We start from the raw sequence: 24670 nt of genomic DNA on the forward strand, positions 1-24670 counted from the left end.
TCTACGGGGGATCAGCCCTTGACGGCGCCGGTCAGACCGCCGACGATGCGGCGCTCGAACAGGCTGAAGAACGCCAGGGCGGGAAGCATCGACAGGGAGGTGAAGGCGAGCACCTTCGCCGTGTCGACCGAGTACTGCGACGAGAACGCCTGCACGCCGAGCGGCAGGGTGAAGGTCGCCTCGTTGTTGAGGATGAACAGCGGCAGCAGATAGCTGTTCCAGCTGCCGATGAAGGCGAGGATGCCGACCGTGATGACGCCGGGCACCGACAGGGGCAGCACCATCCGCCAGAAGAACGACAGGCGCCCGCATCCGTCGATGAACGCGGCCTCCTGGATCTCGTCGGGGATCGCCCGCAGGAACGGCACCAGGATGATGATCGTCATCGGCAGTGCGAAGGCGATCTGCGGCAGGATGATGCCCGCGAGCGAGTTCATCAGGCCGAGGTCGCGGATGACGATGTACAGCGGGGTGATCGCGACGGTGATGGGGAACATCAGGCCCGAGGCGAAGACGGCGTACAGCACTCCGCGACCGCGGAACTGGTAGCGGGCGATGATGTAGCTCGCCATGAGCCCCAGCAGCACGGCGCCGATCGTCGTGGCGCCGGCGGCGATCGTGGAGTTGAGCACCTGCTGCCAGAACTGCGACCCGGTGAGCACCGTGAGGTAGTTCTCGATGTTCCAGGGCGACGGCCATCCGGCGGGGTCCACCGTGATCTGGGCGTTGCTGCGGAAGCCGCCGATGATGATGTAGAGCACCGGCGTCAGCATGAGCGCGATCACGACGAGGGCGACGAAATACACCACGGGGCTGCCCCAGGGCAGGCGCTCTCTGCGGCGCCCGCGACGACCGGTGGGGGCGGGGGTGACGACCGCGCGAGTGGCGGAAGAGGTGAGGGCGGTCATCGCTCCTGCTTCCCTTCGGTGATGGCCCCGGCGGTGTCGCGTCGCAGCACATAGCGCTGGTACACGATCGCGACGACGAGGGAGATGAGGAAGATCACGACGGCGACGGCGTTTCCGAAGCCGTAGCTGCCCGCGTTGCGGCCGTTGACGACCATGTAGGTGGCCATCGTCGAGGTGCCGGCCGTCGAGGCGACGTACTGACCCCAGATGATGTACACGAGGTCGAACAGCTGCAGCGCACCGATGATCGAGAGGAACGCCCAGATGCGCAGGGTGGGGGCGAGCAGCGGCAGCGTGATCCGCCAGTGCATCTGCCAGTAGCCGGCGCCGTCGAGGGCGGCGGCTTCGTACAGTTCCTCGGGGATGCCCTGGAGGCCGGCGAGGAAGAGGATGACGGCGAAGCCGACGTACTTCCACGTGAGGATGCCCATGAGTGTCCAGATGGCGATCGAGGGATCGGCGATCCAGTCGCGCGTGAACGCCCCGAGGCCGAGCTGCTCGAGTGCGCCGTTGAGGGCGCCCTGGGTCTGCAGCATGAGCCCGAAGCCGGTGCCGACGACGACCTCGGCGATGACGTACGGCACGAAGATCAGCACGCGGATGAGCGACTGCCCGCGCATGCGGCGGTTGAGCAGCAGGGCGAGGAGGACCGCGACCGGTCCCTGGAGCACGAGGGATGCCACGACGATGATCGCGTTGTGGCTGAGGGCCTCGACGAAGGTCGGGTCGGTGAGGATCGTGATGTAGTTCTGCAGGCCGACGAACTCGGTAGGCGGTCCGTAGCCCTGCCAGCGGAAGAAGCCGTAGTACGCGGCCATCACGACGGGGAAGATGACGAACCCGACGAACATCACCAGGGCGGGTCCGACGAGCACCGCGATCTCGAGGCGACCCGACCAGCCGAGGCCTCGGCGGCGCCGGGAGGGCGAGGGCGTCGTGGTGACGCCCTCGCCCCGGGCCGCGAGATCCACGCCGTCGGCGTTGCCCGCCACGGCTGTCTCGCTGAGCGACATGATGCGGATCAGCCCTTCTTCGCCGCGTCGGAGACCGACTGGATCATCTGCTCGGGCGTGCTCTTGCCCGCGAGCAGGTCGACGACGGCGACGTTGAGCGCGTTGCCGACGTTCTGGCCGAGGACGGTGTCGAGCCACTGCGACACGAAGGGTGCCTTGTTGTATGCGGCGAGGACCTCCTGGAGGTACTCCTCCTCGACGGCGCCCTGCGCGACCGAGTTGACCGGCGGAGCGTTGAACGCCTTGTAGTAGGCCTCCTGCTGCTCGGCGCTGGCGAGGAAGTTCAGGAAGTCGGCGCACTCCTTGGGGGCCTTGGCCGAGCACGAGTACCCGTCGACACCGCCCATGATCGAGCCGGGCTCACCCGCTCCGCCCGACAGCTCGGGGAAGGGGAACCACGCCAGGTCGGGCAGAGGCTGCTCGTCGGGCGTGAGCGAGGCGATGACGCCGGGGTTCCAGGCGCCCATGAGCTCCATGCCCGCCTGGTGGTTCGCGATGAGGCCCGCGCTGCTGCCCGCGCCCTGCTGCGCCGAGGTGGTGAGGTAGCCCTCGTTGAACGGCTGGAGCTCGGCGAAGTCGGCGAGGTCCTCGGCGGACTTGAGCCAGCATTCGTCGCTGAAGTCCTTCGAGTCGCCGGTCTTCTCGATCGTCTCCGGGCTGCACTCGCGCAGCGCGAAGTTGTAGAACCAGTGCGCGGCGGGCCAGGCGTCCTTCGCGCCGAGGGCGATCGGGGCGATACCGGAATCCTTGAGCTGCCCGACGACGGTCTTGAGGTCGTCGACCGTCGTGGGGGTCTCGGTGATTCCGGCGTCGGTGAACAGGTCGGAGCTGTACCAGAAGCCGCTGGGCAGCACGGCGAGCGGCATCGCCCACACCTTGTCCTGGTAGGTCTCGGCCTTGAACGAGCCCTCCGAGATCTCTTCCTTGGCGGTGTCGCCGATGAGGTCGGTGAGGTCCATCAGCTGTCCGGCCTGGACCATGGCGGCCATCTTGCCGCCGCCGCGCTGCAGGAAGATGTCGGGCGGGTCTCCCGCGTTGAGTGCGGTCTGGAGCTTGCCGTCCATGTCCTCGTTCTGAACGGACTGCATCGAGATCTTCACGTTCTCGTTCTCCGCCTCGAACGCGGCGATCGCGTCCTTCCAGAACTCCTGTCCGGGGCCGGTCGTCGAGTTCTGCCAGAGCGTCATCTCGACGGTGCCGTCGGCGCTGCCGCCGTCGCCGTTGGCGCTGCAGGAGGTGAGGGCCAGTGCCCCCACCGCCAAGACGGCTGCCGTGACGGCTGCCTTGCGGCGAGCCGTGATGGAGCGTGCCATGTGATTCCTTCTCTCTTCGTTGAGTGGACATCTGCCGGTGAGCGCGCCGCGGCCGGGCCCGGGCTGGGCTGCTCGAACCGCCGAGCGGCGATGCTCGGGTGTCGTCGGACATTCGCTGGTGCTGTCGGACACCGAAAGTTTGCGCGGGCAACAAAGAGGTGTCAAACGTTTTCGAAAACGGTTTCCACTTCGGGCTAGCATGCGTGCATGGACCGTCGCCGCCCCACCATCCACGACGTCGCCGAGCGCGCCGGCGTCTCGGTGTCGACGGTGTCGAAGGCCGTCAATGGGCGCTACGGCGTGGCGACAGCCACCGTGGATGCCGTGATGGCGGCCGTTGCGGAGCTCGGTTACGAGTCGAGCCTCATCGCCAGCAGCATGCGCTCGCGCTCGACGGGTGTGATCGGCGTCCTCGTCGCCGATTTCGAGCCGTTCAGCGCTGAGATCCTCAAGGGTGTGGGCGAGGCGCTTCGTGACACCAGTTACGACCTGCTCGCCTACTCAGGGTCGCGGGGCGACGAGGAGGGGTGGGAGCGGCGGTCGCTGTCGCGCCTGAGCGGAACGCTGATCGACGGCGCGATCATGGTCACACCCACGGTGGTCAAAGCGAGTGCCGACGTCCCGCTCGTCGCGATCGACCCGCACACCGGCCCCGCCGACGTGCCCATCGTCGAGAGCGACAGCTACGGCGGCGCCCGTGAGGCGACGGCCTACCTCATCGGCATGGGGCACACGCGCATCGGCTACATCGCGGGACGCGCCGACCTGCGGTCGTCGATCGCACGCGACGCCGGATATCGTCGCGCGCTCGCCGACGCCGGCATCCCGTTCGACGCGACGTACGTCGGGGCGGGGCGCTATCGCGAGGCGACGGTGCGCGAGGTCGCGATCGACATGCTCTCGGCGGCCAATCGGCCCACCGCTGTCTTCGCGGCGAACGACGTGTCGGCGATCGCCATCCTGCAGGTGGCCGCCGAGCTCGGGCTCGAGGTTCCCCGCGACCTGTCGATCGTCGGATTCGACGACATCCCCGAGGCGACGAGGCTTCCCGTCCCCCTGACGACGGTGCGACAGCCGATGGGGCGCCTGGGGGCGGCCGCGGTGCAGATGCTGCTGGCCCTCATGCGCGGCGAGACGCTGCCGGCCACGCATCTGCGGCTTCCGACGAAGCTGGTGGCCCGGCAGACCACCGCGCCGCCCGCTCGGTATCGGGCCGGATGACGTCCTCGCCCGGCCTCGCGCTCTAGGCTGTGTCCGTGCTGCTGAGTGATCGCGACATCCGTGCCGGAATCGATCAGGGCCGTATCGGTCTCGACCCCTGGGATGCCTCGATGGTGCAGCCCTCGAGCGTCGACGTGCGCCTCGACCGGTACTTCCGCCTGTTCGACAACCACAAGTACCCCTTCATCGACCCGGCGCAGGATCAGCCCGAGCTGACCCGTCTGATCGAGGTCGAGCCGGACCAGCCGTTCATCCTGCATCCCGGCGAGTTCGCGCTCGGATCGACGTACGAGCAGGTGCGCCTCGGCGACGACGTCGCCGCGCGCCTGGAGGGCAAGTCGTCTCTCGGGCGGCTGGGCCTGATCACCCACTCGACGGCCGGCTTCATCGACCCCGGGTTCTCGGGTCACGTGACGCTCGAACTCGCCAATGTCGCCACTCTGCCGATCAAGCTCTGGCCGGGGATGAAGATCGGGCAGCTCTGCTTCTTCCAGCTCAGCTCGCCGAGTGAGAACTCCTACGGATCCGGCCCGTACGGCAACCGCTATCAGGGGCAGCGCGGCCCGACCGCGTCGCGCTCGTTCCAGAACTTCCACCGGACCGACGTGGGCACGATCGACGCCGGATCGCGCGGCGCCTGACGCGGTTCCGGGACGGATGGGGGCCCCGAGGCGTCGAACCTCGGGGGCCTCATCCGAGCTGCCGCGGGTCAGGCGGCGTCGCGCCCGGCCGCGAAGCCGGCGGTGAAGCCGCGCTCGAACGCGTGCTCGCCGTGGTGGGGCTGCTCGCCGCAGCGAGGGCCCCGGCCGTGGCCGACGCGGTGGTCGTGGCCGAAGCGGTGACCGAAGCCGCGGTGGCCCCGGGGGCCGAATCGGCGTGGTCCGCTCTCGTCCCAACCCAGCTCGCGAGCGATCGCCTCGAGCGAAGCGACCGTCGTGGCGTAGTCGTCATCCGACACGGCGCCCCGCACGCGATTGCGGACGCCCGTGACGAGCCCATGGATGCGGTCGCGCTCGCGACGGCCCTCCTCGGTGATGGTCCAGGCGCCGTCGCGCTCGGCGGCCCAGCCGCGAGCCGCAAGCGACCGGACGCGCTTCCCGCCGCGCTGAACGCGCTCGGCGAGGCCGGGGATGTCGCGCTCGCCCGCGAGGACATCGAGTACGGCCCAGTCTCGGCGGTCGAGCCCCTCGGCGGCCAGCGTCCGATTCATCTCGGTGGCGAGTGCCGCTCCGGCGGCGCGCATCCAGAAGGCCAGCGACCGCGATCGGGTCTCGGGTGCCTCGGGGGTGTTGTCGTGGTTGTTCATGATGTTCCCTTCGCGGGCCGGCGCATCCGACCCGTTATGTATGTCATGTGTCATGTATATGCACTATGACATGCAGTCCGGTCCATGTCAAGTCGCATGTATTCTCGAACCATGACGGCTGCCGACGACCCGCAGATCGATGCCATCGCCGACGCGTTGGGGCGTCTGCGCGGGCTGCGGCGTCCAGGGCCCGGTCCGCAGCACGCAGCGCACGCGCAGGGGCCGTTCGGCAGCCACGCCGGGCACGGCCCGCACGGACATCGCGGGGGTCCGTTCGCCGACGGACGCGGGAGGATGGCGGGCCTCGCGCGCCTGCGCATGCTCGAGGCGCTCGCCGCGGCATCCCACCCGCTCAGCGTCAGCGAGATCGGTGAGGCGATCGGTGTCGACCAGCCGCGGGCCTCCCGGCTGGTGCAGCAGGCCGTCGAGCTCGACCTGGTGCGTCGCGAGGCCGACCCCGACGACGCCCGCCGCACCCGCATCGCACTGACCGACGAGGGGCGTGGATTCGCGCGCAGCGTGCGGGGTGAACGTCGCGCGGCCCTGGGCAGCGCGCTGGACGGATTCACCGACGACGAGCGCGCCGAACTGGCCCGACTGCTCACCAAACTCGCCGACGCCTGGCCGCGCGGCTGAGCCATACCCGCTGTCGCGGATGCAGGCAACTGGGCTTCTCCACTTTGCGTCGCGCCGGTATCCTGCCACCCTGGTTCGGTGAGCACCGAGAATCAGCCCTCTCCCGCAGAACGCATAGCCGCGGTGTCCACCCCGGGCACGATCGCCCGTTGGGTGTTCTGGCCCGCCGCGGTCGTGATCGTCGGCTTCAGCGCCTTCGCGATCATCTTCCCCACCACGGCCGAGTCGTTCTTCGGCGCCATCCAGACGTCGATCGTCGACTCGTTCAACTGGTACTACGTCCTCATCGCGGCCTTCTTCGTCGGCTTCGCGATCTTCGTCGGCTTCAGTCGTTTCGGTGACATCAAGCTCGGACGCGACGACGACGAGCCCGAGTTCTCGACCGGCTCGTGGTTCTCGCTCCTCTTCGCGGCGGGCATGGGTATCGGACTCGTCTTCTACGGCGTGAGCGAGCCGCTCAGCCACTTCGTCGACCCGCGACCCGGGGTGACCGGCACCGAGCAGCAGCTGGCTCAGGGAGCGCTGACGCAGACGTACCTGCACTGGGGTGTGCACGCCTGGGCGATGTACGTGGTCGTCGGGCTCGCGCTCGCGTACGCGATCCACCGCCGTCGCCGGCCGATCTCGATCCGCTGGGCGCTCGAGCCGCTGCTGGGCAATCGTGTGCGTGGGGCCGCGGGCAACGTGATCGACGCGGTCGCTCTCGTCGGCACCCTGTTCGGTGTCGCAACCTCGCTCGGACTCGGAGTCATGCAGATGGGCTCGGGCCTCGAGTTCATCGGCCTCCCTCCCATGAACGACGCGATGCTCATCGGGCTCATCGCGATCGTCTCCGTCTTCGTCCTGTTCTCGGTGCTGTCGGGAGTGACGAAGGGGATGAAGTGGCTCTCCAACTTCAACCTCATCGTCGCCGGCCTGCTGCTTCTTTTCCTCCTCTTCGCCGGGCCGACGCAGTTCCTCCTGCGAGAGTGGGTGCAGTCGATCGGTGCGTACATCCAGGACTTCATCGGCCTCTCCTTCACCGTCAGCGCTCTCCAGGGGGCGGCGGGCGAGGCCTGGCAGGCGCAGTGGACGTCGTTCTACTGGGGCTGGTGGATCTCGTGGGCGCCCTTCGTCGGCATCTTCATCGCGCGCGTCAGCAAGGGGCGCACGGTTCGCCAGTTCGTCGCGGGCGTGCTGCTGGTGCCGACCCTGATCGGCATCCTGTGGTTCGCCGTCCTCGGCGGCTCGGCGCTGTACCGAGAGCTCGAACAGCCCGGGTCGATGCTCGCCGCCGATGGTTCGGTGAACCTGCAGGGGGCGCTGTTCCAGCTTCTCGAGGGGCTGCCGGCCGGTGGCGTGCTGACGATCGGCGCCATCGTCCTGATCGCCGTGTTCTTCATCACCTCGGCTGACTCGGGCGCCCTCGTCATGGGCATGATCGCCACGGGCGGCAACCCCGAGCCGCCGCGCTGGGTGCGTGTGTTCTTCGTCGTCATCACCGCCGCCCTCGCGAGCGCACTCCTGCTCGCCGGAGGCCTGCAGGCGCTGCAGACCGCGGCGATTCTCATCGCGCTGCCCTTCTCGATCGTCATGCTCCTGATGTGCTGGTCGACGGTGCTGGCCTTCCAACGCGAGCGCCGCGCGTACGCCCGTGCGGAGCGGGCCCAGTTCATCGAACGCATCGGCGACCACTACGGCCTCGAGGTCGAGGAGCCGAACGAGCGGGGAGTGCGCTTCCCGTGGATCGTCGGCAGGCGCGGCTGACGCGGACATCGTCGATCGCCGCGAAGGCGCCGGGCCCGACCGCCCGGCGCCTTCGTCGTACGCTGGGCGGATGCCTCCGGTGTCCTCCGCCCGTCTGACCGATGTTCCCGCCGAGACCCTCTACCGTCTGCTCTGGCTGCGCGTCAGCGTCTTCGTCGTCGAGCAGGCCGCGGCCTACCCCGAGCTCGACGGCCGAGACCTCGAGCCCGCCACCGAGCTCTTCTGGATCGAAGACGACGGACGGGTTCTGGCGACGCTCCGGCTGCTGCGCGATGCCTCGGGCAACGCCCGCATCGGACGCGTCGCCACCGCCGCGGAGGCCCGCGGCCGTGGCCTGTCGGCCCAGCTCATGCGCGCGGCGGTCGAGCGCGCCGGCGAGCGGTGGCCCGGCGCGGCGATCGACCTCGACGCGCAGAAGCACCTCGCCGACTGGTACGGGCGGTTCGGATTCGCGATCAGCGGGCCGGAGTTCTCGGAGGACGACATCCCGCACGTCCCCATGCGGCGTTCCGCCTGAAGCCGGTCAGCGGATGCCGGCCTGCTTCGGCAGGCGCACGAAGAGCAGCAGCACGAGCCCGAGAAGCAGCACCACGGCGATGCCCAGCACGCCCCAGATGATGCTGCCGAACCAGGCGATGAACAGCGCCCACATGGCGGGGGAGAGGAAGCTCGCGACGCGCCCCGTCGTGGCGTAGAGGCCGAAGATCTCACCCTGCATGCCCGGAGGCGTGACGCGCGCGAGCAGTGAGCGGCTCGCCGCCTGTGCGGGTCCCACGCATCCCGAGAGGATGAGCCCGGCGATCCAGAACACGATCGATCCGGCGTCCTGCAGCACGAACAGCAGCACGGCGACCGCGATGAGCCCCGAGAGGGTCGCGATGATCACGGCTCGCGCTCCGAAACGGTCGTCGAAGCGTCCCGCGATGATGGTGGACGCGCCGGCGACGAGGTTCGCGGCGATGCCGAAGACCATGACCTCCGTCGGCGAGAATCCGAACGCGCGGGCAGCCAGCACCCCGCCGAAGGCGAAGACGCCCGCGAGGCCGTCGCGATAGACCGCGCTCGCCAGAAGGAACCAGAACGTGGGGCGCTCGGTGCGATACAGGCGAGCGATGTCGGCGACCAGGTGGGCGTACGCCGCGAAGAAGCCGACCTTCTCCGTGCTGTGCGGTGCGGAGCGCTCGGGGACGTTCAGCATCAGCGGGATGGCGAAGACGATCGTCCAGACCCCGCATCCCACGGCGATGAGCCGGTAGGCCAGACCGTTGCTCGTGTCCATCCCGAACCAGTCGGCCAAGGTGAGCACGACCACGAGGGTGAGCGCGACGATGCCGCCGATGTACCCGAGGCCCCAGCCCAGGCCGCTGACCCGGCCGATCGTGCGAGGCGTCGACACCTCGACGAGCATGGCGTTGTAGTTGACGCCCGCGATTTCGGAGACGACGGCGCCGAGCGAGAGGACGATCGCGCCGTACCAGAAGTACGCCGGGTCGGCGAAGGTGAAGAACAGCGCGAACTGCAGCAGCGCGAGGACGACGGTGAACACGCCGAGCCACCGCTTCTTCCGGCCCGATCGGTCGGCGGTCTGCCCCAGCACCGGCGCGAGGAGCAGGATCAGGATGCCGGCAGCTGTCGAGGCGACGCCGTACCCGCTCGCCAGCTCGGCGAGGGCTGCTTCCTTGATCGGGTCGGAGTCGGGCAGCGCGGCGATGTCGGCGGGCAGGAACGAATCGGAGACGAGGAACAGCGACGCGAAGACGAAGGTGAGGATGACGGAGTTGAACGGCTGCGTCGCCCAGTCCCACAGTGCCCACGACACAACGGTCTTCCGGGGGACGGGCTGCTCGTCGACATCGCGGGTCTGCATGGCGGCGATGCGCCCGAGGGCCTGCGTGTCGGCGGCGGTGGGGGGCGTGGGAACCCCCGGCGCGGATGCCTTCGGGCTGCGGCCTCCGCCGGGCGGATCGGTCTCGGGTGACATGCCGGGCACGCTACGACCTCTCCGTGAACACTCGGTGCCGCCCGTCGGCGGCGCGTCGCATCTTCGCGACGGGGTCAGCGTATCCGCAGCCGAACGGGGTGGGGCGCTTTTCAGTCGCGACGCGCGAACCGGTAGCCGATGCCGCGCACTGTCTCGATCCAGCGGCCGGTGCGTCCGTCGTCGCCGAGCTTGCGGCGCAGGTTCATCAGGTGCACCTCGACCGCGTGGAGGTCGTGGGGGCTGACGTGTTCGCCATGGACACCGCTCTGACGGCGCAGCATGAGCGCGATCCACGCCTTCTCGACGACGTCACCGGGGCGCTGCATCAGCGCCTGCAGGACGTCGAACTCGGAACGGGTCAGATCGAGGGCGCGGCCGTCGAGTTCGACGCGGCGCGATCCGGGGCTCAGCCGCAAACCACCTGCTTCGAGCCAGCCACCCGACACGTTCTCGGGTGACTGGAGGGTGCGGGGGCGCCGCATCAGGGCGTCGATGCGGGCGCGCAGCTCGTAGGGGCGCCAGGGCTTGATGACGTAGTCGTCGGCTCCGCTGCGGAAGCCCTCGACCGTCGCGGTCTCGTCGTCGACGGCGCTGATGATGAGCACGTATCCGTCGTGGAAGGCCCGGATGCGGCGAACCGCCTCGAAACCGTCGATGCCGTCGAGCTTGACGTCGACGGTCGTCAGGTCCGGACGCAGGTGGCGGACGGCGTCGACTCCGGCGGGGCCGTCGGGGAAGGCGTGGACGGCGAAGCCGTGCTGCTCGAGGGTCTGGCTGAGCAGGCTGCGGAGGTCGTCGTCATCCTCGATGACGACGGCGCTGCGCGTCACGGGTGCCTCCGGGCACGCGGGAACGCTCGACGACCGCCCATCACGGGCTCGGAGTCGACGAGAGGCGAGTTCGGGTTCACGCTTCTTGTCATGAGTGGACTCAACATATAGCGCGCCGCTGAGAGGATCCGATGATCGTGCCTCAGGGTTGCTCAGAATTGGCTCAGGTGGACGTCATGCACCTCGCCATCCGGCAATGAACTTGATACGACCTGACTCAACTTCTCTTGACATGGTTTCGGTGCGCGAGTACAGTTGAGTCATCGCGGCTCAGGTTGGGCCGCCGCAGACTTCAGATCCATCAGAACCGCAAGTAAGGAGACAACTCATGGCACGTGCAGTGGGTATCGACCTGGGCACGACGAACTCCGTCGTGGCCGTCCTCGAGGGCGGCGAGCCCAAGGTCATCGCCAACGCCGAAGGGCTCCGTACGACCCCCTCGGTCGTCGCATTCACCAAGGACGGCGAGGTCCTCGTCGGTGAGACCGCCAAGCGGCAGGCCGTCACCAACGTCGACCGCACCCTGACCTCCGTCAAGCGCCACATGGGCACCGACTGGAAGACCCAGGCGATCGACGGCAAGGCGTACACGCCGCAGGAGATCTCGGCTCGCATCCTCCAGAAGCTCAAGCGCGACGCCGAGCAGTACCTCGGCGACACGGTGACGGATGCCGTCATCACCGTGCCCGCGTACTTCAACGACGCCGAGCGCCAGGCGACCAAGGAGGCCGGCGAGATCGCGGGCCTGAACGTCCTGCGCATCATCAACGAGCCGACCGCCGCCGCGCTGGCCTACGGCCTCGACAAGGGTAAGGAAGACGAGCTCATCCTCGTCTTCGACCTCGGTGGCGGAACCTTCGACGTCTCGCTGCTCGAAGTGGGCAAGGACGACGACTTCTCGACGATCCAGGTGCGCGCCACGGCCGGTGACAACCGCCTCGGTGGCGACGACTGGGACCAGCGCATCGTCGAGTACCTCATCAAGCAGTTCAAGGACACGACCGGTGTCGACGTCTCGGGCGACAAGATCGCCCTGCAGCGCCTCAAGGAGGCCGCCGAGCAGGCGAAGAAGGAGCTCTCCAGCTCGCAGTCGACCTCGATCAACCTGCCGTACCTCTCGCTGACCGACTCGGGCCCCGTGTCGCTCTCGGAGACGCTGTCGCGCGCGAAGTTCGAGGACCTCACGAAGGACCTGCTCGACCGCACGAAGAAGCCCTTCGAAGACGTCATCCGCGAGGCCGGGATCAAGGTCGGCGACATCGACCACGTCGTGCTCGTGGGTGGCTCCACCCGCATGCCCGCCGTGTCGGAGCTCGTGAAGAAGGAAGCCGGCAAGGAGCCCAACAAGGGCGTGAACCCGGACGAGGTCGTCGCCGTCGGCGCCGCCCTGCAGGCCGGTGTCCTCAAGGGCGAGCGCAAGGACGTCCTCCTCATCGACGTGACCCCCCTGAGCCTCGGCATCGAGACCAAGGGCGGCATCATGACGAAGCTCATCGAGCGCAACACCGCCATCCCCACCAAGCGCAGCGAAACCTTCACGACCGCCGACGACAACCAGCCGTCGGTCGCCATCCAGGTCTTCCAGGGCGAGCGCGACTTCACCCGCGACAACAAGCCGCTCGGCACGTTCGAGCTCACGGGCATCGCGCCGGCACCCCGCGGCATCCCGCAGGTCGAGGTCACCTTCGACATCGACGCCAACGGCATCGTGCACGTCTCGGCGAAGGACAAGGGCACCGGCAAGGAGCAGTCGATGACGATCACCGGCGGCTCGTCGCTGCCCAAGGACGACATCGAGCGCATGGTGCGTGAGGCCGAGGAGCACGCGGCAGAGGACAAGAAGCGCCGCGAGGCAGCCGAGGTGCGCAACCAGGCCGAGACCCTGTCGTACTCGATCGAGAAGCTCATCGCCGACAACGCCGACAAGCTGCCTGAGGACGTCAAGTCCGAGGTGCAGGGTGACGTCGACGCGCTGAAGACCGCACTCGCTGGTGATGACGACGAGGCCGTGAAGACCGCGTTCGAGAAGCTCAACGCATCGCAGGGCAAGCTCGGTGAGGCCATCTACGCGCAGGGTCAGGCAGACCAGGCGCAGGGTGCCCCGACCGACGCTCCGACCGGTGACGCCGGTGCGACGGCATCCGATGAGGACGTCGTCGACGCCGAGGTCGTCGAAGACGAGGACGAGAAGAAGTAATCATGACCAACAAGGACTTCGAAGAGCCGCACGGCGAAGACGAGGTCCTCGGCGGGGAGGGGTCGGACGCCCAGGCGTCCGGCCCCGACGCGCACGAGGCCACCGGAGCAACGGATGCCGCGGACGCCGCGGCTGCGGACGACGAACTGACCATCGACGACATCCTCGGCGCGACGCAGTCCGACGAGGCCGCCGTCGCCGAAGCGCCTGCCGAGGAGCACGACCTCGTGCTCGACCTCAAGCGCGTGCAGGCCGAGTACGCCAACTACCGTCGGCGCACCGAGGAGCAGCGCGAGGTCGAGATCGAGCGCGCCAAGGGCTCGGTCGCCAAGGGTCTGCTGCCCGTGCTCGACGACCTCGACCGTGCCGACAAGCACGGCGACCTCGTCGAGGGATCGCCGCTCGCGGTGATCGCGGACAAGCTGCGCGGGGTCGTGGCGCGACTGGGTGTCGAGTCCTACGGCGCCGCGGGCGACGCGTTCGACCCGCAGCAGCACGAGGCGATCTTCCAGGCGCCCACCCCGGGCACGGCCGAGCCGACGATCCTCGAGGTCGTCGAGGTCGGCTACCGCCTCGGCAGCATCGAGCTGCGTCCGGCGAAGGTCGTCGTCGCCGTGCCGGCCGAATAGGAGGCAACGACATGGCCAGTCAGGACTGGTTCGATAAGGACTTCTACAAGGTGCTGGGCGTCTCCAAGGACGTCTCCGACAGCGACCTGAAGAAGACCTACCGCAAGCTCGCGCGCAAATACCACCCCGACTCGACGCAGGGCGATGCTGCGGCCGAGGCGAAGTTCAAGGAGATCAGCGAGGCGTACTCCGTGCTCTCCGACAAGGAGCAGCGCGCCGAGTACGACCAGATCCGAGCGATGGGGTCGGGCAGCGCCCGCTTCACCGCGGGTGGCCAGGGCGCGGGTGGCTTCGAAGACGTCTTCAGCGCCTTCAACCAGGGGGCTCGAGGCGGCGCCGGAGCGCGCGGCGCGGACTTCGACGACATCTTCGCGATGTTCAACCAGCAGTCCGGCCGATCCAGCCGCTTCGGGACGGGCGGCTTCGGCCGCTCGACCGGCGGATTCCAGGGCTTCGGCGGCCCGCAGCGCGGCGCCGACGTCACAGCTCGGACGACGCTCGACTTCGCGACGGCGGTGCGCGGCGACACCGTCACGCTCCAGGGCGAAGACGGCAAGCCGTTCAAGGTGAAGATCCCCGCAGGCGTCAAGGACGGCCAGAAGATCCGGCTGCGCGGCCGCGGGCGGCCCTCGCCCGACGGCGGCGAGCCGGGTGACATCGTCGTGGCCGTCACGGTCCGCCCGCACTCGGTGTTCACGCGCGATGGGCTCAACCTGCGCGTCGTGGTTCCGGTGACCTTCACCGAGGCCGCCCTCGGCGCCACGATCGAGGTTCCGACGCTCGGCGGCGACCCCGTCAAGCTCCGGGTTGCGCCCGGCACGCCGTCGGGTCGCGTCCTGCGGGTCAAGGGTCGCGGTGTGAGCACGTCCAAGGGCACCGGCGATCTGCTGGCCGAGGTCCAGGTCGCCGTTCCTGCGCACCTCGACGAGGAAGCCCGGGCGGCCCTCGAGCGCTTCGCGGAGGTCGAACCCCGCGAGAACCCGCGTGCCGACCTGATGAACAAGGCGCGCGGCTGACACACCCGTCGTCGACCCGCCGCACCCGTTCGCCACGGGACTGGTGCGGCGGGCCGGATGACGACGATCTCGACGTCCAGGAGGTGACCAACCATGGCTGAAGACGACATCGACGAGGACGCCCCGATCTTCGCGATCGCTGCCGCGGCGGAGCTCGCCGCCATGCACGCGCAGACCCTCCGGCAGTACGACCGGCTGGGGCTCGTGGTGCCCGGGCGCACGCAGGGCGGGTCGCGGCGATACTCGCTGCGGCACATCCGTCAGCTGCGTGAGGTGGCTCGGATGTCGGCGGAGGGCATCAGCCTGCCCGCTATCGCGCGCATCCTCGAGCTCGAGAACGAGGTCGCGGGCCTTCGGCGTGAGGTGCGAGACCTCGAGCAGCGTCTTCGCGACGAGATGCAGCAGCGCCCCGGTGCGCGGGTGTTCGCCGCGGGTGCGACCGGCGCCGTCGTGACCCTGCGCCACGGCGCGCGCGTCCGCCGCGCGACCGAGGTCGTGCTCTACCGCCGCCCCGCCGCCCCGCCCACCGCCCCGCAGTCCTAGCCGCCCCCGCAGCCTCAGCCGGCCCCGCAGCCTCAGCCGCCCCCGCAGCCTCAGCCGGCCCCGCAGCCTCAGCCGGCCCCGTCGACCCGACACAAAGGGTCGTTATCCGGCGTGCGGAGCGGCCATTCGGGTCGGTTCAGGGTGGGGCGGGGGTGGGGCGGGGTGGGCGGGGTTCCTGCACAGGCGAGGGTGGGGGAGACCGGATGGTGAACGGGCTGGGGATATCGCAGGAGAGGGCGAGAGAGCGTCAGTCTGGACGGGTGGCACGCATTCCTGCTGAGCTCCCCGAGGCGCTGCCGGGTGCCTTCACGGTTGGGACCGCGCGCGCGACCGGTGTGACGCGGGGCAGACTTCGTTCCGCCGACCTGGCCGTGCCCTTCCGCGGCATCCGCTCGCGTGCACCCGTGACGGACGTGCGCGCGCTGGTGACCGCCTATCTGCCGAAGTTGCGCGCAGGCGAGCACATCAGCCATGCCACGGCAGTGGCTCTCGTCGGCGGCTGGATTCCAGAGCGGCTGCGCACGCAGGTGGACGTCGCGGCGCCGCGACCGCTCGGGCGCGCCCGGGGTGCGGGGGTGCGCGGGCACGAAGCCGCCGCGGCGAGTCGGTGGCGGTTCGGACCCGTTCCGATCGAGCATCCGGCCGTCGCCTGGTGCCAATCGGCCGAGCTCATGGGCGAACGCGAGCTCGTCATCGCGGCAGACTCCCTCATGCGCAGGCATGATCCCGTCCTGTCCATCGAGCAGCTCGGCGGGGCGGTGGCGGCGTGGTCCGGCCGGCGCGGCGTACGTGCACTCCGACTCGCGCACGAACGCTGTCGGGAACGCACCGACTCCGTTGCGGAGACGGAGCTGCGTCTCGACGCCGAGGACCTCGGGATGACCACCTTCGAGGTCAACGCGGTCATCCGCGATGAGGCCGGGCACTTCGTGGCCTATGGCGACCTCGTCGACGCCGAGCGGCGCGTGCTCCTGGAGTACGACGGTCAGCAGCATCGGCTCGACGACGCGCAGTACGGCCGCGACGTCGACCGCCTCGACGACCTCGCACGTCTCGGCTGGCGCGTCATCCGCGTGAACAGAACCCACTGCGGCGCGCGGCGTCGCGCCGTCCTCCTCCGTGCGCGCGAAGCGTTGACCAGCTGACCCCCCAACCCCTCGCCGACCCGACACGAATGGTCGCTCCGGCCGGAATTCGGCGACCTTTTGCGTCGGGTCGGCGATCGGGCAGGGGCGGAGGGGGCGGAGGGGGTCAGGCGGGAGGAAGGCGCAGGGTGCCGGCGGACTCGTCGAGGGTCAGATCGTCGACGACGCGCAGCGAGCGGGCGAGATGATCGAGCTCGTCGAGCACCGTTCCCACGCGCTCGCGGTCGCTGCAGACGGCCGACAACGTCACGAGGTGGGTGCCGGTGTCCCACGTGTACGACACGAACGGCGGCGTCCTCGGATCGGGAGGCAGGGTCATCACGAGCTTCTCGCCCACCCCCAGGTAGGGGGAGCGGAAGTCCTCGGTGTCGTCGTACTCCATCGGCATCATCGCCCGCGCCGCCCGCACCTGCGCCGTCGCCTCCTGCATCTGCGCGAGAACGACCAGCAGCTCGGGGTCGGCTTTCCACATCCAGGCCCGCACCCGGCCGTTCGCGCGTCGCATCAGCATCGGCACCGCCTGGCTCGCGGCCCACGCGGCGAACCGCCCGCCCGGGCGCGGCGCGGCGCCGATCGCGGCGTTGGCCTGGCTCAGCAGCATCCCGATCGCGCGCTTGCGGGCGCGGCGTCCGGAGAATCCGAACGATTCGGTGACGGCAACCCAGCGGGCGGGATCGGCATCGGCTTCGAGTCGGGCCATGACCCCAGCCTAGGGATGCCGCCGGGGTTCCCGCGTCCGCCCGCCGTGCAGCCCGTGCGGCCGGTTTGCCTCAACGCCGGGCCGCCTCCCGGAAGCGTCAAGACCGCTCGGGTAAGCTCGGGGCCGCCGCGTCGGCCACAGCCGGCGGCACTCCGCCGTACAGATTGGGCCTGACCCGTGACCGAATCCACGACGAACGAGGGTGTTCCCGCCGCCAGCTCGCGCGCACCTCTGACCATCGTGATGGGCGCCGACACCTTCGCCCCCGACGTCAACGGAGCCGCCCGCTTCGCCGAGCGGCTCTCCGCCGGCCTCGCCGCTCGCGGTCACGATGTCCACGTCGTGACGCCGAGCGTGAAGCACTCGCAGTCGGGCGTCTTCACCGAGAACATCGAGGGCGCGGACCTCACCGTCCATCGCCTCCCCGGATGGCGCTGGTACCCGCACGACTGGCTGCGCTTCGTGCTGCCGTGGCGCTCGAAGCACTACGCGCGGCGCATCCTCGACTCGGTCAAGCCCGACGTCGTCCACAGCCAGTCGCACATCGTCATCGGCCGCGGGCTCACCCGCGAGGCGAGGAAGCGCGGCATCCCGGTGGTCGCGACCAACCACGTCATGGCCGAGAACGTCATCGACTTCACGACGCTCCCGCCGTTCCTCGACAAGATCATCATCAAGCTCTGCTGGGACGACGCCAAGCGCACGTTCCTGATGTCGCGCGCCGTGACGACCCCCACGCGCAAGGCCGCGGAGTTCCTCGAGGACACGATCGACATCTCGGGCGTCATCCCGATCAGCTGCGGCATCGACAAGCGCAACTACACCCCCGACCTCACCCCGCGCGAGCACCGTCGCATCCTGTTCGTCGGTCGCCTCACGACCGAGAAGCATGTCGAGGTCACCCTGAAGGCCGTCGCCAAGCTCGCGCCCGAGCTCGACGTCCACTTCGACATCGTCGGCGGCGGCGACCAGCGTCGGAACCTCGAGCAGACCGCGCAGCAGCTGGGCATCAGCGATCGCGTCACGTTCTTCGGGCGCACCGATGAAGCCGACCTGCGTGCCGCGTACACGCGGGCGGATGTGTTCGCGATCGCGTCGATCGCCGAGCTGCAGTCGATCGCGACGATGGAGGCCATGGCCTCGGGGCTGCCGATCGTGGCGGCGGATGCCGTCGCGCTGCCCCACCTCGTACAGTCGGGTGTCAACGGTTACCTCTTCGAACCCGGCGACGTCGACGATCTCGCGGACAAGCTGCGTCGGGTGCTCACCGCATCGCCCGAGGAGTACCTGCGGATGCAGCAGGCCTCGCTCGACGGCGTCGAGATCCACGACATCGAGCGCACTCTCGACACCTTCGAGAAGCTCTACCGCGGCGAGCCGCTCGACGCGTGACGATGCGGCTGTTCTTCGACGCGCGTTACATCCGCACCGACTTCCACGACGGCATCAGCCGGTTCTCGCACGAGCTCGCGCACGCGGTGTTCGCGGCGGCGCCCGCCGAGGACGTCGAGGTCACGTTCATCGTGCACGACCCCGCGCAGATCGCGTTCCTGCCCGAGGGAGCCCCCCACGTCGTGCTGCACGCACCGACCTCGATGCTCGAGCCCTTCGCCGCCCTGCGTCTGAACCGTCACCGTCCCGACGTGGTCTACTCGCCGATGCAGACCATCGGTGCCCTCGGTCGCCGATTCGCGCTGATCCTGACGCTCCATGACACGATCTACTACCGGCACCGCACACCTCCGCGCGACCTGCCGTGGTTCGTCCGTCTGGGATGGCGCCTCTTCCACCTCTCGTACGCGCCGCAGCGGGCGACGCTCAACGCCGCTGACCTCGTCGCGACGGTGAGCGAGACGAGCAAGCGGCAGTTCGCCGACGTGAAGCTGACCAAGCGCGAGGTGGTCGTGCTGCCCAACGCTCCGCAGCGTCTGGCCGACCTCGCACCGGCGACGGCGATGCCGGGGGCCGCCAAGCCGCGGAACATCGTCTACATGGGCTCGTTCATGCCCTACAAGAACGTCGAGACGCTCGTCCGGGCGATGCAGTGGCTGCCGGGTCGCACACTGCACCTGCTGAGCCGCATCTCGGACGGCCGGCGCGCCGAGCTCGAGAAGCTCGCGCCCGCCGACGCCCGCATCGTCTTCCACGGCGGGGTGACGGATGCCGAGTACGCGGCGCTCCTCGCCGACGCCGGTATGCTCGCGACGTTGAGCCTGGACGAGGGCTACGGGCTGCCGATCGCCGAGGCGCTCGCGCTCGGAGTGCCCGCGGTGGTGAGCGACATGGAGATCTTCCACGAGGTCGGCGGCGACGGGGCGCTCTACGTGCCGCCGCGCGATCCGCGTGCCTTCGCGGCGGCCGTCGTCTCGCTCGACGACGACGCTGCCCGTGCGGGGCTCGTGGCGGCGGGCCGCGCCCACATCGCGCGGTTCACCTGGGTGGAATCGGCGTCGCGACTGCTCGCGGCATCCCGTCGCGCCCGCGCGCTCCGCGCTCGCTGACGTCCGCCGCGATCCTCTTCGCGGGGCGCCCGCCGTCGCGAGGCCCCGGGGCCACCTCCGCCGGCCGAGGTAGGCGCGACGCGTCGGTGGGCACACGGCGGTAACCGTCGTGCGCGACGACCGCGAGGGTGGCGATCGACGCAGCGACGACAGCGACGATGACGGCGACGAGAAGCAAGTCGGAATCCATGGCAGAAACGCTACGATTGGCGTCATCCTGCCGACACTGGCGGACGAGACGGTATTCGGAGGAATCCTGCCATGCACACGGTCGCCTGCGTCGTCCAGCCCGGATTCGCGCCATTCGAGTTCGGCCTCGCGTGCGAGGCGTTCGGCCTCGACCGATCCGACGAGGGCATCCCGAACTTCGATTTCCGTGTCGTGACGCCCGATCCCGGCGTGGTTCCGGCCAACCTCGCGTTCTCGCTCAACGTCGACGCGGGCCTCGAGTTCGCCGACGAGGCCGACCTGGTGATCATCACACCCATCCCGCGCGAGAGTTGGGATGCCGTCGACGAGCGGGTGACGGCCGTGGTGTGTCGCGCAGTCGAGCGCGGCGCCTGGGTGCTCACCGTCTGCAGTGGAGCCTTCGTGGTGGCGGCATCCGGTGTGCTCGACGGCAAGCGCGCGACGACCCACTGGCGCTACGCCGAGACGATGGCACGCATGTACCCGCGCATCGAGGTCGATCCCGACGTGCTGTACGTCCAGTCGGACCGGATCATCACCTCGGCGGGCACGGCGGCCGGCCTCGACGCCTGCCTGCACCTGCTGCGCATCGAGCTCGGCGCCGAGGCGGCGAACACCATCGCCCGACGGATGGTGGTTCCGCCCCTCCGCGACGGCGGACAGGCCCAGTTCATCGCCCGTCCCCTTCCCGAGGCGTCGTCGCTGTCGCTCGCGCCGATCACCGACTGGATGATCGCGAATCTCGACCTCGATCTGTCCGTCGATCTGCTCGCCTCGCGCGCGCACATGTCGCCGCGGACGTTCGCCCGACGATTCAAGGCCGACTACGGGACGACCCCGGCGGCGTGGCTCGGGCGGCAGCGGATCCTGCGCGCGCAGCGATTGCTCGAGCAGACCGATCTCGGCCTCGATCAGATCGCGGCCGACAGCGGCTTCGGTTCCGCGTCCGTCCTGCGGCAGAACTTCGCCCGCGCCCTGGGGGTGAGCCCATCGGCATACCGCGCTCGCTTCGCCTGCACGCCCGAGGCCGCTTCGGTGGCCGGTGTCGCGCCGGAGGCCGTAGCGTCCTGAGCAACACGGTGATAAACTTGAGTCACACAGGCTCAAGTTTGAGCCGAGAGATTTCAGGAGAGATATGAACGCCACGCAACAGCCCGGACAGGAGGAGGCGCAGAGCGCCCTCGAGCAGTTCGGGATCAACCTCACCGACCGCGCCCGGCAAGGCAAGCTCGACCCCGTCATCGGACGTGACAGCGAGATCCGCCGCGTCAGCCAGGTGCTCACACGACGCACGAAGAACAACCCCGTCCTCATCGGCGAACCCGGCGTCGGCAAGACCGCCGTCGTCGAGGGCCTCGCCCAGCGCATCGTCGCCGGTGACGTCGCCGAGAGCCTGAAGAACAAAGAGCTCGTGTCGCTCGACATCTCCGCGCTCGTGGCCGGCGCCATGTACCGCGGCCAGTTCGAGGAGCGCCTGAAGAGCGTGCTCAAGGAGATCACCGAGTCCGACGGCCGGATCATCACCTTCATCGACGAGCTGCACGTCCTCATGGGTGCCGGCGGCGGTGAAGGGTCGGTCGCCGCATCCAACATGCTCAAGCCCATGCTCGCCCGCGGCGAGCTCCGGCTCATCGGTGCGACAACCCTCGACGAGTACCGCGAGTTCATCGAGAAGGACGCCGCCCTCGAGCGCCGTTTCCAGCAGGTCTACGTCGGCGAGCCGAGCGTCGAGGACACCATCGCGATCCTCCGCGGACTCAAGGAGCGCTACGAGGCCCACCACAAGGTGGCGATCTCCGACGGCGCCCTCGTGGCCGCGGCATCCCTGTCCAACCGGTACATCCCGGCCCGCCAGCTGCCCGACAAAGCGATCGACCTGATCGACGAGGCCGCCTCGCGCCTGCGCATGGAGATCGACTCGGCGCCGCTCGAGATCGACGAGCTGCGCCGCCACGTCGACCGGCTCAAGCTCGAGGAGCTCGCGCTGAAGAAGGAGAAGGATGCCGCTTCGCGCGAGCGTCTCGAAGCCCTCCGGGCGACCCTCAAGGACGAGCAGCAGAAGCTCGACGACCTGCAGGCGCGGTGGGAGCGGGAGCGTGCATCCCTGAACCGCGTCGGTGACCTCAAGACGCGCCTCGACGCCGCTCGTGTCGAAGCCGAACGCGCTCAGCGCGAGGGCAACCTCGAGAAGGCCTCGCGCCTGCTCTACGCCGAGATCCCCGCGCTCGAACGCGAGGTCGTCGAGGCGGAGCGCGCCGAGACCGCCGTCGACGGTCCCGAACGCATGGTCAACGAGCAGGTCACCGACGAGGACATCGCCGCCGTGATCGCCGCGTGGACCGGCATCCCCGTCGGACGCCTGCTGCAGGGCGAGACCGAGAAGCTCGTGCGACTCGAGTCCGAGCTCGGCAAGCGCCTCATCGGTCAGAAGGTCGCGGTGAAGGCGGTCGCCGACGCCGTGCGACGCTCGCGTGCGGGCATCAGCGACCCGAACCGTCCGACCGGCTCGTTCCTCTTCCTCGGCCCCACCGGCGTCGGCAAGACCGAGCTCGCGAAGGCCCTCGCAGAATTCCTCTTCGACGACGAGCACGCCATGGTGCGCATCGACATGTCGGAGTACGGCGAGAAGCACTCGGTCTCGCGGCTCGTCGGAGCCCCTCCGGGATACATCGGCTACGAGCAGGGCGGCCAGCTCACCGAGGCCGTGCGGCGGCGCCCGTACTCGGTCGTGCTGCTCGATGAGGTCGAGAAGGCGCACCCCGAGGTGTTCGACGTGCTGCTGCAGGTCATGGACGATGGTCGCCTCACCGATGGCCAGGGCCGCACGGTCGACTTCCGCAACGTCATCCTGATCCTCACGTCGAACCTCGGTTCGCCGATCCTCATCGACCCGACGCTGAGCCTCGAGCAGAAGCGCGAGCAGGTGCAGATCCTGCTGCGCCAGGCGTTCCGTCCGGAGTTCCTCAACCGCCTCGACGACACCGTCATGTTCGAGGCGCTGAGCCAGGACGACCTCGCGCAGATCGTCGAACTGTCCGTCGACGCGCTGCAGCGGCGGCTCAAGGACCGGCGCCTCTCGCTCGCCGTCACGCCCGACGCGCGCGCCTGGCTCGCCGAGCGCGGCTACGACCCCGTGTTCGGGGCCCGGCCGCTGCGCCGCCTCATCCAGTCCGAGATCCAGGACCGCCTCGCGATGGCCATCCTCTCGGGCGGGGTGCACGACGGTGACATCGTGCGAGTCGACGTCGCCGCCGACGGTTCCACGCTCGTGCTCACCAGCGCCGGCGCGGCGGAGCCCGCCGCGCCGGCAGGTGCCGGAGGAGACGACGACGTGATCGAGGCCGAGCTGCTCGACGACTGATCCCCGGTGCCGCGAGCGGCGGCTGTGCTGGGTGCTGGGTGCTGGGTGTTGGGTGTTGGGTCCCGTCGTCAGGCTGAGCCTCGCGTGGGGGGTGTTTCCCGCGGTGTCGGAGGCCGTTGAGCCTGTTGGCGGCACAGCTGGCCGGGTGGTGGCCGGACCGGAGCGGGGCGAGCTGCGCGCGGCGGGTGGCGGGTGGCCGGTGGTCGGCGTGGGTTGCTATCTCGTCGTCAGGCTGAGCCTCGCATGGGGAGCTTTCCCGCGGTGTCGGAGGCCGTTGAGCCTGTTGGCGGCACAGCTGGCCGGGCGGTGGCCGGACCGGAGCGGGTCGAGCTGCGCGCGGCGGGCGGCGGGCGGCCGGTGGCCGGTGGTCGGCGTGGGTTGCTGTCCCGTCGTCAGGCTGAGCCTCGCGTGGGGGTGTTTCCCGTGGCGGTTGATCTCATCCAGCCTGTTGGCGGCCCCCCGCTCGGCCCGGCACGGCCTGACACGGCACAGCCCGACACGGCACGGCCCGACCCCGGCACGGCGCGGCGCGGCAGGCCGCGAAGCGGCCGGGCCGGCGCGCGCAAGCCACGCGGGGCGGGCGGCGGCGGCGTGAGAGTGTTGAGGCTATGCGCACGGTCCGGGCCCTGTGGGGCGCCTCACACCCGGGTCCATCGGTCGTCGTGACGGCCCTCGCTCTGGCGCTCGGGCTCGCGGCCGGGCTCGAGCCGTGGCGGCTGGCGGTGCTCGTGACGTCCGTGCTGTTCGGTCAGCTCTCGATCGGCATCTCCAACGACGCGATCGACCGCGAGCGCGACCGCGCTGTCGGCCGGACCGACAAGCCCCTCGTCCGAGGTGAGGTCTCGAACCGTTCGGCGTGGATCGCGGCGTCGGGCTCGGTCGTCATCGCGCTGGCTCTGTCGGCGGTGCTCGGGTGGGGGATGCTGCTCGCGCATGCCGTCACGATCGTGTCGGCCTGGTCGTACAACCTGGGGCTGAAATCCTCACCGTTGTCGGTCGTGCCGTTTCTGGTGAGCTTCGGGCTCTTCCCCTCTCTCGCCACCCTTTCTTCCTCCGACCCGACGCTCGCGGCACCCTTCGCGGCGGTCGCGGGTGCGGCGCTCGGGGCCGCTGTGCACCTGACGAATGTCCTGCCCGACCTCGACGACGACCGCGACACGGGCGTGCGCGGGCTGCCGCACCGCCTCGGAGCACCCATTTCGGTGGTCGTCGCGGTGGCCGGCATCGTCGTGGCCGCGATCGCGGTGCTCATCGGCGGACGGAGCGACGGCGTCTTGCCGTGGCTGTTCTTCGGGGCGGTGCTGGCGCTCGCGATCGCCGTCGTGGTGCGGATGCGGCTGCGCGGTCCCGATCGCACCGGGTTCCGTCTGGTCATGGCCGCGGCCCTCGTGCTGGCGGCCCAACTGGTGGTGGCCGCAGGGTCGCTGCGCTGATG

22 protein-coding genes are annotated in these 24670 nt (G+C 69.6%); 15 read left to right on the top strand and 7 right to left on the bottom strand.

The features are described from left to right. Positions 1–11 precede the first annotated feature (11 nt). Genes QUC20_RS01595 through QUC20_RS01605 form a run of 3 tightly spaced genes read right to left on the bottom strand, consistent with a single transcriptional unit; the run spans position 12 to position 3234 of the window. On the bottom strand, positions 12–908 hold the full coding sequence (locus tag QUC20_RS01595) for a carbohydrate ABC transporter permease (RefSeq protein WP_289330733.1): 897 nt from the start codon (positions 906–908) through the stop codon (positions 12–14). Then, positions 905–1921, bottom strand: coding sequence for a carbohydrate ABC transporter permease (locus QUC20_RS01600; protein WP_120263664.1), 1017 nt, complete (start codon positions 1919–1921; stop codon positions 905–907). The genes QUC20_RS01595 and QUC20_RS01600 overlap by 4 nt, the downstream gene beginning before the upstream one ends. Before the next feature lie 8 nt (positions 1922–1929). After that, positions 1930–3234 (bottom strand): ABC transporter substrate-binding protein, encoded by a 1305-nt coding sequence (locus QUC20_RS01605; RefSeq protein WP_289330734.1) that lies wholly within the window; start codon positions 3232–3234, stop codon positions 1930–1932. A gap of 207 nt (positions 3235–3441) precedes the next feature. On the opposite strand from QUC20_RS01605, the gene QUC20_RS01610 reads away from it, so the two are divergent. Next, the gene (locus QUC20_RS01610) at positions 3442–4455 is read left to right on the top strand and encodes a LacI family DNA-binding transcriptional regulator (RefSeq protein ID WP_120263662.1); all 1014 of its coding nucleotides are present in this window, start codon (positions 3442–3444) and stop codon (positions 4453–4455) included. 35 nt (positions 4456–4490) lie between these two features. Further along, on the top strand, positions 4491–5096 hold the full coding sequence (gene dcd, locus QUC20_RS01615) for a dCTP deaminase (protein WP_120264439.1): 606 nt from the start codon (positions 4491–4493) through the stop codon (positions 5094–5096). Between the two features lie 68 nt (positions 5097–5164). Here the strand turns inward: dcd and QUC20_RS01620 are convergent, their stop codons facing one another. Next, positions 5165–5761 (bottom strand): MarR family winged helix-turn-helix transcriptional regulator, encoded by a 597-nt coding sequence (locus tag QUC20_RS01620; protein WP_289330735.1) that lies wholly within the window; start codon positions 5759–5761, stop codon positions 5165–5167. 111 nt (positions 5762–5872) lie between these two features. Between QUC20_RS01620 and QUC20_RS01625 the strand changes: the two genes are divergently transcribed. The 3 genes from QUC20_RS01625 to QUC20_RS01635 all read left to right on the top strand — a co-directional run bounded on the left by QUC20_RS01625 (position 5873) and on the right by QUC20_RS01635 (position 8660). Then, positions 5873–6397 (top strand): MarR family winged helix-turn-helix transcriptional regulator, encoded by a 525-nt coding sequence (locus tag QUC20_RS01625; protein WP_289330736.1) that lies wholly within the window; start codon positions 5873–5875, stop codon positions 6395–6397. Positions 6398–6475: 78 nt separating this feature from the next. After that, positions 6476–8143 (top strand): BCCT family transporter, encoded by a 1668-nt coding sequence (locus tag QUC20_RS01630; RefSeq protein WP_120263660.1) that lies wholly within the window; start codon positions 6476–6478, stop codon positions 8141–8143. Between the two features lie 70 nt (positions 8144–8213). Then, positions 8214–8660, top strand: coding sequence for a GNAT family N-acetyltransferase (locus QUC20_RS01635; RefSeq protein WP_289330737.1), 447 nt, complete (start codon positions 8214–8216; stop codon positions 8658–8660). A gap of 6 nt (positions 8661–8666) precedes the next feature. On the opposite strand, the gene QUC20_RS01640 is transcribed toward QUC20_RS01635, so the two are convergent. Beyond that, positions 8667–10124 (bottom strand): MFS transporter, encoded by a 1458-nt coding sequence (locus QUC20_RS01640; RefSeq protein WP_289330738.1) that lies wholly within the window; start codon positions 10122–10124, stop codon positions 8667–8669. A gap of 110 nt (positions 10125–10234) precedes the next feature. Further along, positions 10235–10954 (bottom strand): response regulator transcription factor, encoded by a 720-nt coding sequence (locus tag QUC20_RS01645; RefSeq protein ID WP_120263658.1) that lies wholly within the window; start codon positions 10952–10954, stop codon positions 10235–10237. A 328-nt stretch (positions 10955–11282) separates the two neighbouring features. On the opposite strand from QUC20_RS01645, the gene dnaK reads away from it, so the two are divergent. The 5 genes from dnaK (at position 11283) to QUC20_RS01670 (ending at position 16484) form a co-directional block, all read left to right on the top strand. Further along, positions 11283–13151, top strand: coding sequence for a molecular chaperone DnaK (gene dnaK, locus QUC20_RS01650; RefSeq protein WP_120263657.1), 1869 nt, complete (start codon positions 11283–11285; stop codon positions 13149–13151). Between the two features lie 2 nt (positions 13152–13153). Next, positions 13154–13780 (top strand): nucleotide exchange factor GrpE, encoded by a 627-nt coding sequence (locus QUC20_RS01655; RefSeq protein WP_289330739.1) that lies wholly within the window; start codon positions 13154–13156, stop codon positions 13778–13780. An 11-nt stretch (positions 13781–13791) separates the two neighbouring features. Next, positions 13792–14796 (top strand): DnaJ C-terminal domain-containing protein, encoded by a 1005-nt coding sequence (locus QUC20_RS01660; RefSeq protein ID WP_120263655.1) that lies wholly within the window; start codon positions 13792–13794, stop codon positions 14794–14796. 93 nt (positions 14797–14889) lie between these two features. Beyond that, positions 14890–15339, top strand: coding sequence for a heat shock protein transcriptional repressor HspR (locus QUC20_RS01665; RefSeq protein ID WP_289330740.1), 450 nt, complete (start codon positions 14890–14892; stop codon positions 15337–15339). Between the two features lie 260 nt (positions 15340–15599). Next, complete coding sequence (locus tag QUC20_RS01670) at positions 15600–16484, top strand: DUF559 domain-containing protein (RefSeq protein WP_289330741.1); 885 nt, start codon at positions 15600–15602, stop codon at positions 16482–16484. Between the two features lie 106 nt (positions 16485–16590). On the opposite strand, the gene QUC20_RS01675 is transcribed toward QUC20_RS01670, so the two are convergent. Beyond that, a complete protein-coding gene (locus QUC20_RS01675; RefSeq protein ID WP_120263653.1) occupies positions 16591–17184 on the bottom strand; it encodes a hypothetical protein in 594 nt (197 codons plus the stop codon). A 243-nt stretch (positions 17185–17427) separates the two neighbouring features. Here QUC20_RS01675 and QUC20_RS01680 point away from each other — a divergent pair, with 243 nt between their 5' ends. The 5 genes from QUC20_RS01680 to QUC20_RS01700 all read left to right on the top strand — a co-directional run bounded on the left by QUC20_RS01680 (position 17428) and on the right by QUC20_RS01700 (position 24668). Further along, positions 17428–18576: a glycosyltransferase gene (locus tag QUC20_RS01680; RefSeq protein ID WP_396652162.1), complete on the top strand. Its 1149-nt coding sequence runs from the start codon at positions 17428–17430 to the stop codon at positions 18574–18576. Positions 18577–18578: 2 nt separating this feature from the next. After that, entirely contained in the window at positions 18579–19685 is a 1107-nt protein-coding gene (locus QUC20_RS01685; RefSeq protein WP_289331547.1) for a glycosyltransferase family 4 protein, read from the top strand. A 261-nt stretch (positions 19686–19946) separates the two neighbouring features. Beyond that, entirely contained in the window at positions 19947–20945 is a 999-nt protein-coding gene (locus QUC20_RS01690; protein ID WP_289330742.1) for a helix-turn-helix domain-containing protein, read from the top strand. A gap of 64 nt (positions 20946–21009) precedes the next feature. Continuing rightward, positions 21010–23235, top strand: coding sequence for an ATP-dependent Clp protease ATP-binding subunit (locus QUC20_RS01695; protein ID WP_289330743.1), 2226 nt, complete (start codon positions 21010–21012; stop codon positions 23233–23235). A 608-nt stretch (positions 23236–23843) separates the two neighbouring features. Next, positions 23844–24668 carry a UbiA family prenyltransferase gene (locus tag QUC20_RS01700; RefSeq protein WP_289330744.1) on the top strand — a complete coding sequence of 275 codons (825 nt, stop codon included), beginning with the start codon at positions 23844–23846 and terminating at the stop codon, positions 24666–24668. Positions 24669–24670: the final 2 nt, after the last annotated feature.

Origin of the sequence: Microbacterium arborescens, from assembly GCF_030369635.1 — a bacterium.
Lineage (GTDB): Bacteria > Actinomycetota > Actinomycetes > Actinomycetales > Microbacteriaceae > Microbacterium.

What these genes read in the sequence shown, in the direction of transcription:
- QUC20_RS01610 (WP_120263662.1), top strand. Translation starts at nt 3,442, where the DNA reads ATGGACCGTCGCCGCCCCACCATCCACGACGTCGCCGAGCGCGCCGGC.
- dnaK (WP_120263657.1), top strand. Translation starts at nt 11,283, where the DNA reads ATGGCACGTGCAGTGGGTATCGACCTGGGCACGACGAACTCCGTCGTG.
- QUC20_RS01655 (WP_289330739.1), top strand. Translation starts at nt 13,154, where the DNA reads ATGACCAACAAGGACTTCGAAGAGCCGCACGGCGAAGACGAGGTCCTC.
- QUC20_RS01690 (WP_289330742.1), top strand. Translation starts at nt 19,947, where the DNA reads ATGCACACGGTCGCCTGCGTCGTCCAGCCCGGATTCGCGCCATTCGAG.
- QUC20_RS01640 (WP_289330738.1), bottom strand. Translation starts at nt 10,124, where the DNA reads ATGTCACCCGAGACCGATCCGCCCGGCGGAGGCCGCAGCCCGAAGGCA.
- QUC20_RS01680 (WP_396652162.1), top strand. Translation starts at nt 17,428, where the DNA reads ATGGGCGCCGACACCTTCGCCCCCGACGTCAACGGAGCCGCCCGCTTC.
- QUC20_RS01665 (WP_289330740.1), top strand. Translation starts at nt 14,890, where the DNA reads ATGGCTGAAGACGACATCGACGAGGACGCCCCGATCTTCGCGATCGCT.
- QUC20_RS01595 (WP_289330733.1), bottom strand. Translation starts at nt 908, where the DNA reads ATGACCGCCCTCACCTCTTCCGCCACTCGCGCGGTCGTCACCCCCGCC.
- QUC20_RS01700 (WP_289330744.1), top strand. Translation starts at nt 23,844, where the DNA reads ATGCGCACGGTCCGGGCCCTGTGGGGCGCCTCACACCCGGGTCCATCG.
- QUC20_RS01605 (WP_289330734.1), bottom strand. Translation starts at nt 3,234, where the DNA reads ATGGCACGCTCCATCACGGCTCGCCGCAAGGCAGCCGTCACGGCAGCC.
- QUC20_RS01625 (WP_289330736.1), top strand. Translation starts at nt 5,873, where the DNA reads ATGACGGCTGCCGACGACCCGCAGATCGATGCCATCGCCGACGCGTTG.
- QUC20_RS01600 (WP_120263664.1), bottom strand. Translation starts at nt 1,921, where the DNA reads ATGTCGCTCAGCGAGACAGCCGTGGCGGGCAACGCCGACGGCGTGGAT.
- QUC20_RS01685 (WP_289331547.1), top strand. Translation starts at nt 18,579, where the DNA reads ATGCGGCTGTTCTTCGACGCGCGTTACATCCGCACCGACTTCCACGAC.
- QUC20_RS01620 (WP_289330735.1), bottom strand. Translation starts at nt 5,761, where the DNA reads ATGAACAACCACGACAACACCCCCGAGGCACCCGAGACCCGATCGCGG.
- QUC20_RS01635 (WP_289330737.1), top strand. Translation starts at nt 8,214, where the DNA reads ATGCCTCCGGTGTCCTCCGCCCGTCTGACCGATGTTCCCGCCGAGACC.
- QUC20_RS01675 (WP_120263653.1), bottom strand. Translation starts at nt 17,184, where the DNA reads ATGGCCCGACTCGAAGCCGATGCCGATCCCGCCCGCTGGGTTGCCGTC.
- QUC20_RS01695 (WP_289330743.1), top strand. Translation starts at nt 21,010, where the DNA reads ATGAACGCCACGCAACAGCCCGGACAGGAGGAGGCGCAGAGCGCCCTC.
- QUC20_RS01660 (WP_120263655.1), top strand. Translation starts at nt 13,792, where the DNA reads ATGGCCAGTCAGGACTGGTTCGATAAGGACTTCTACAAGGTGCTGGGC.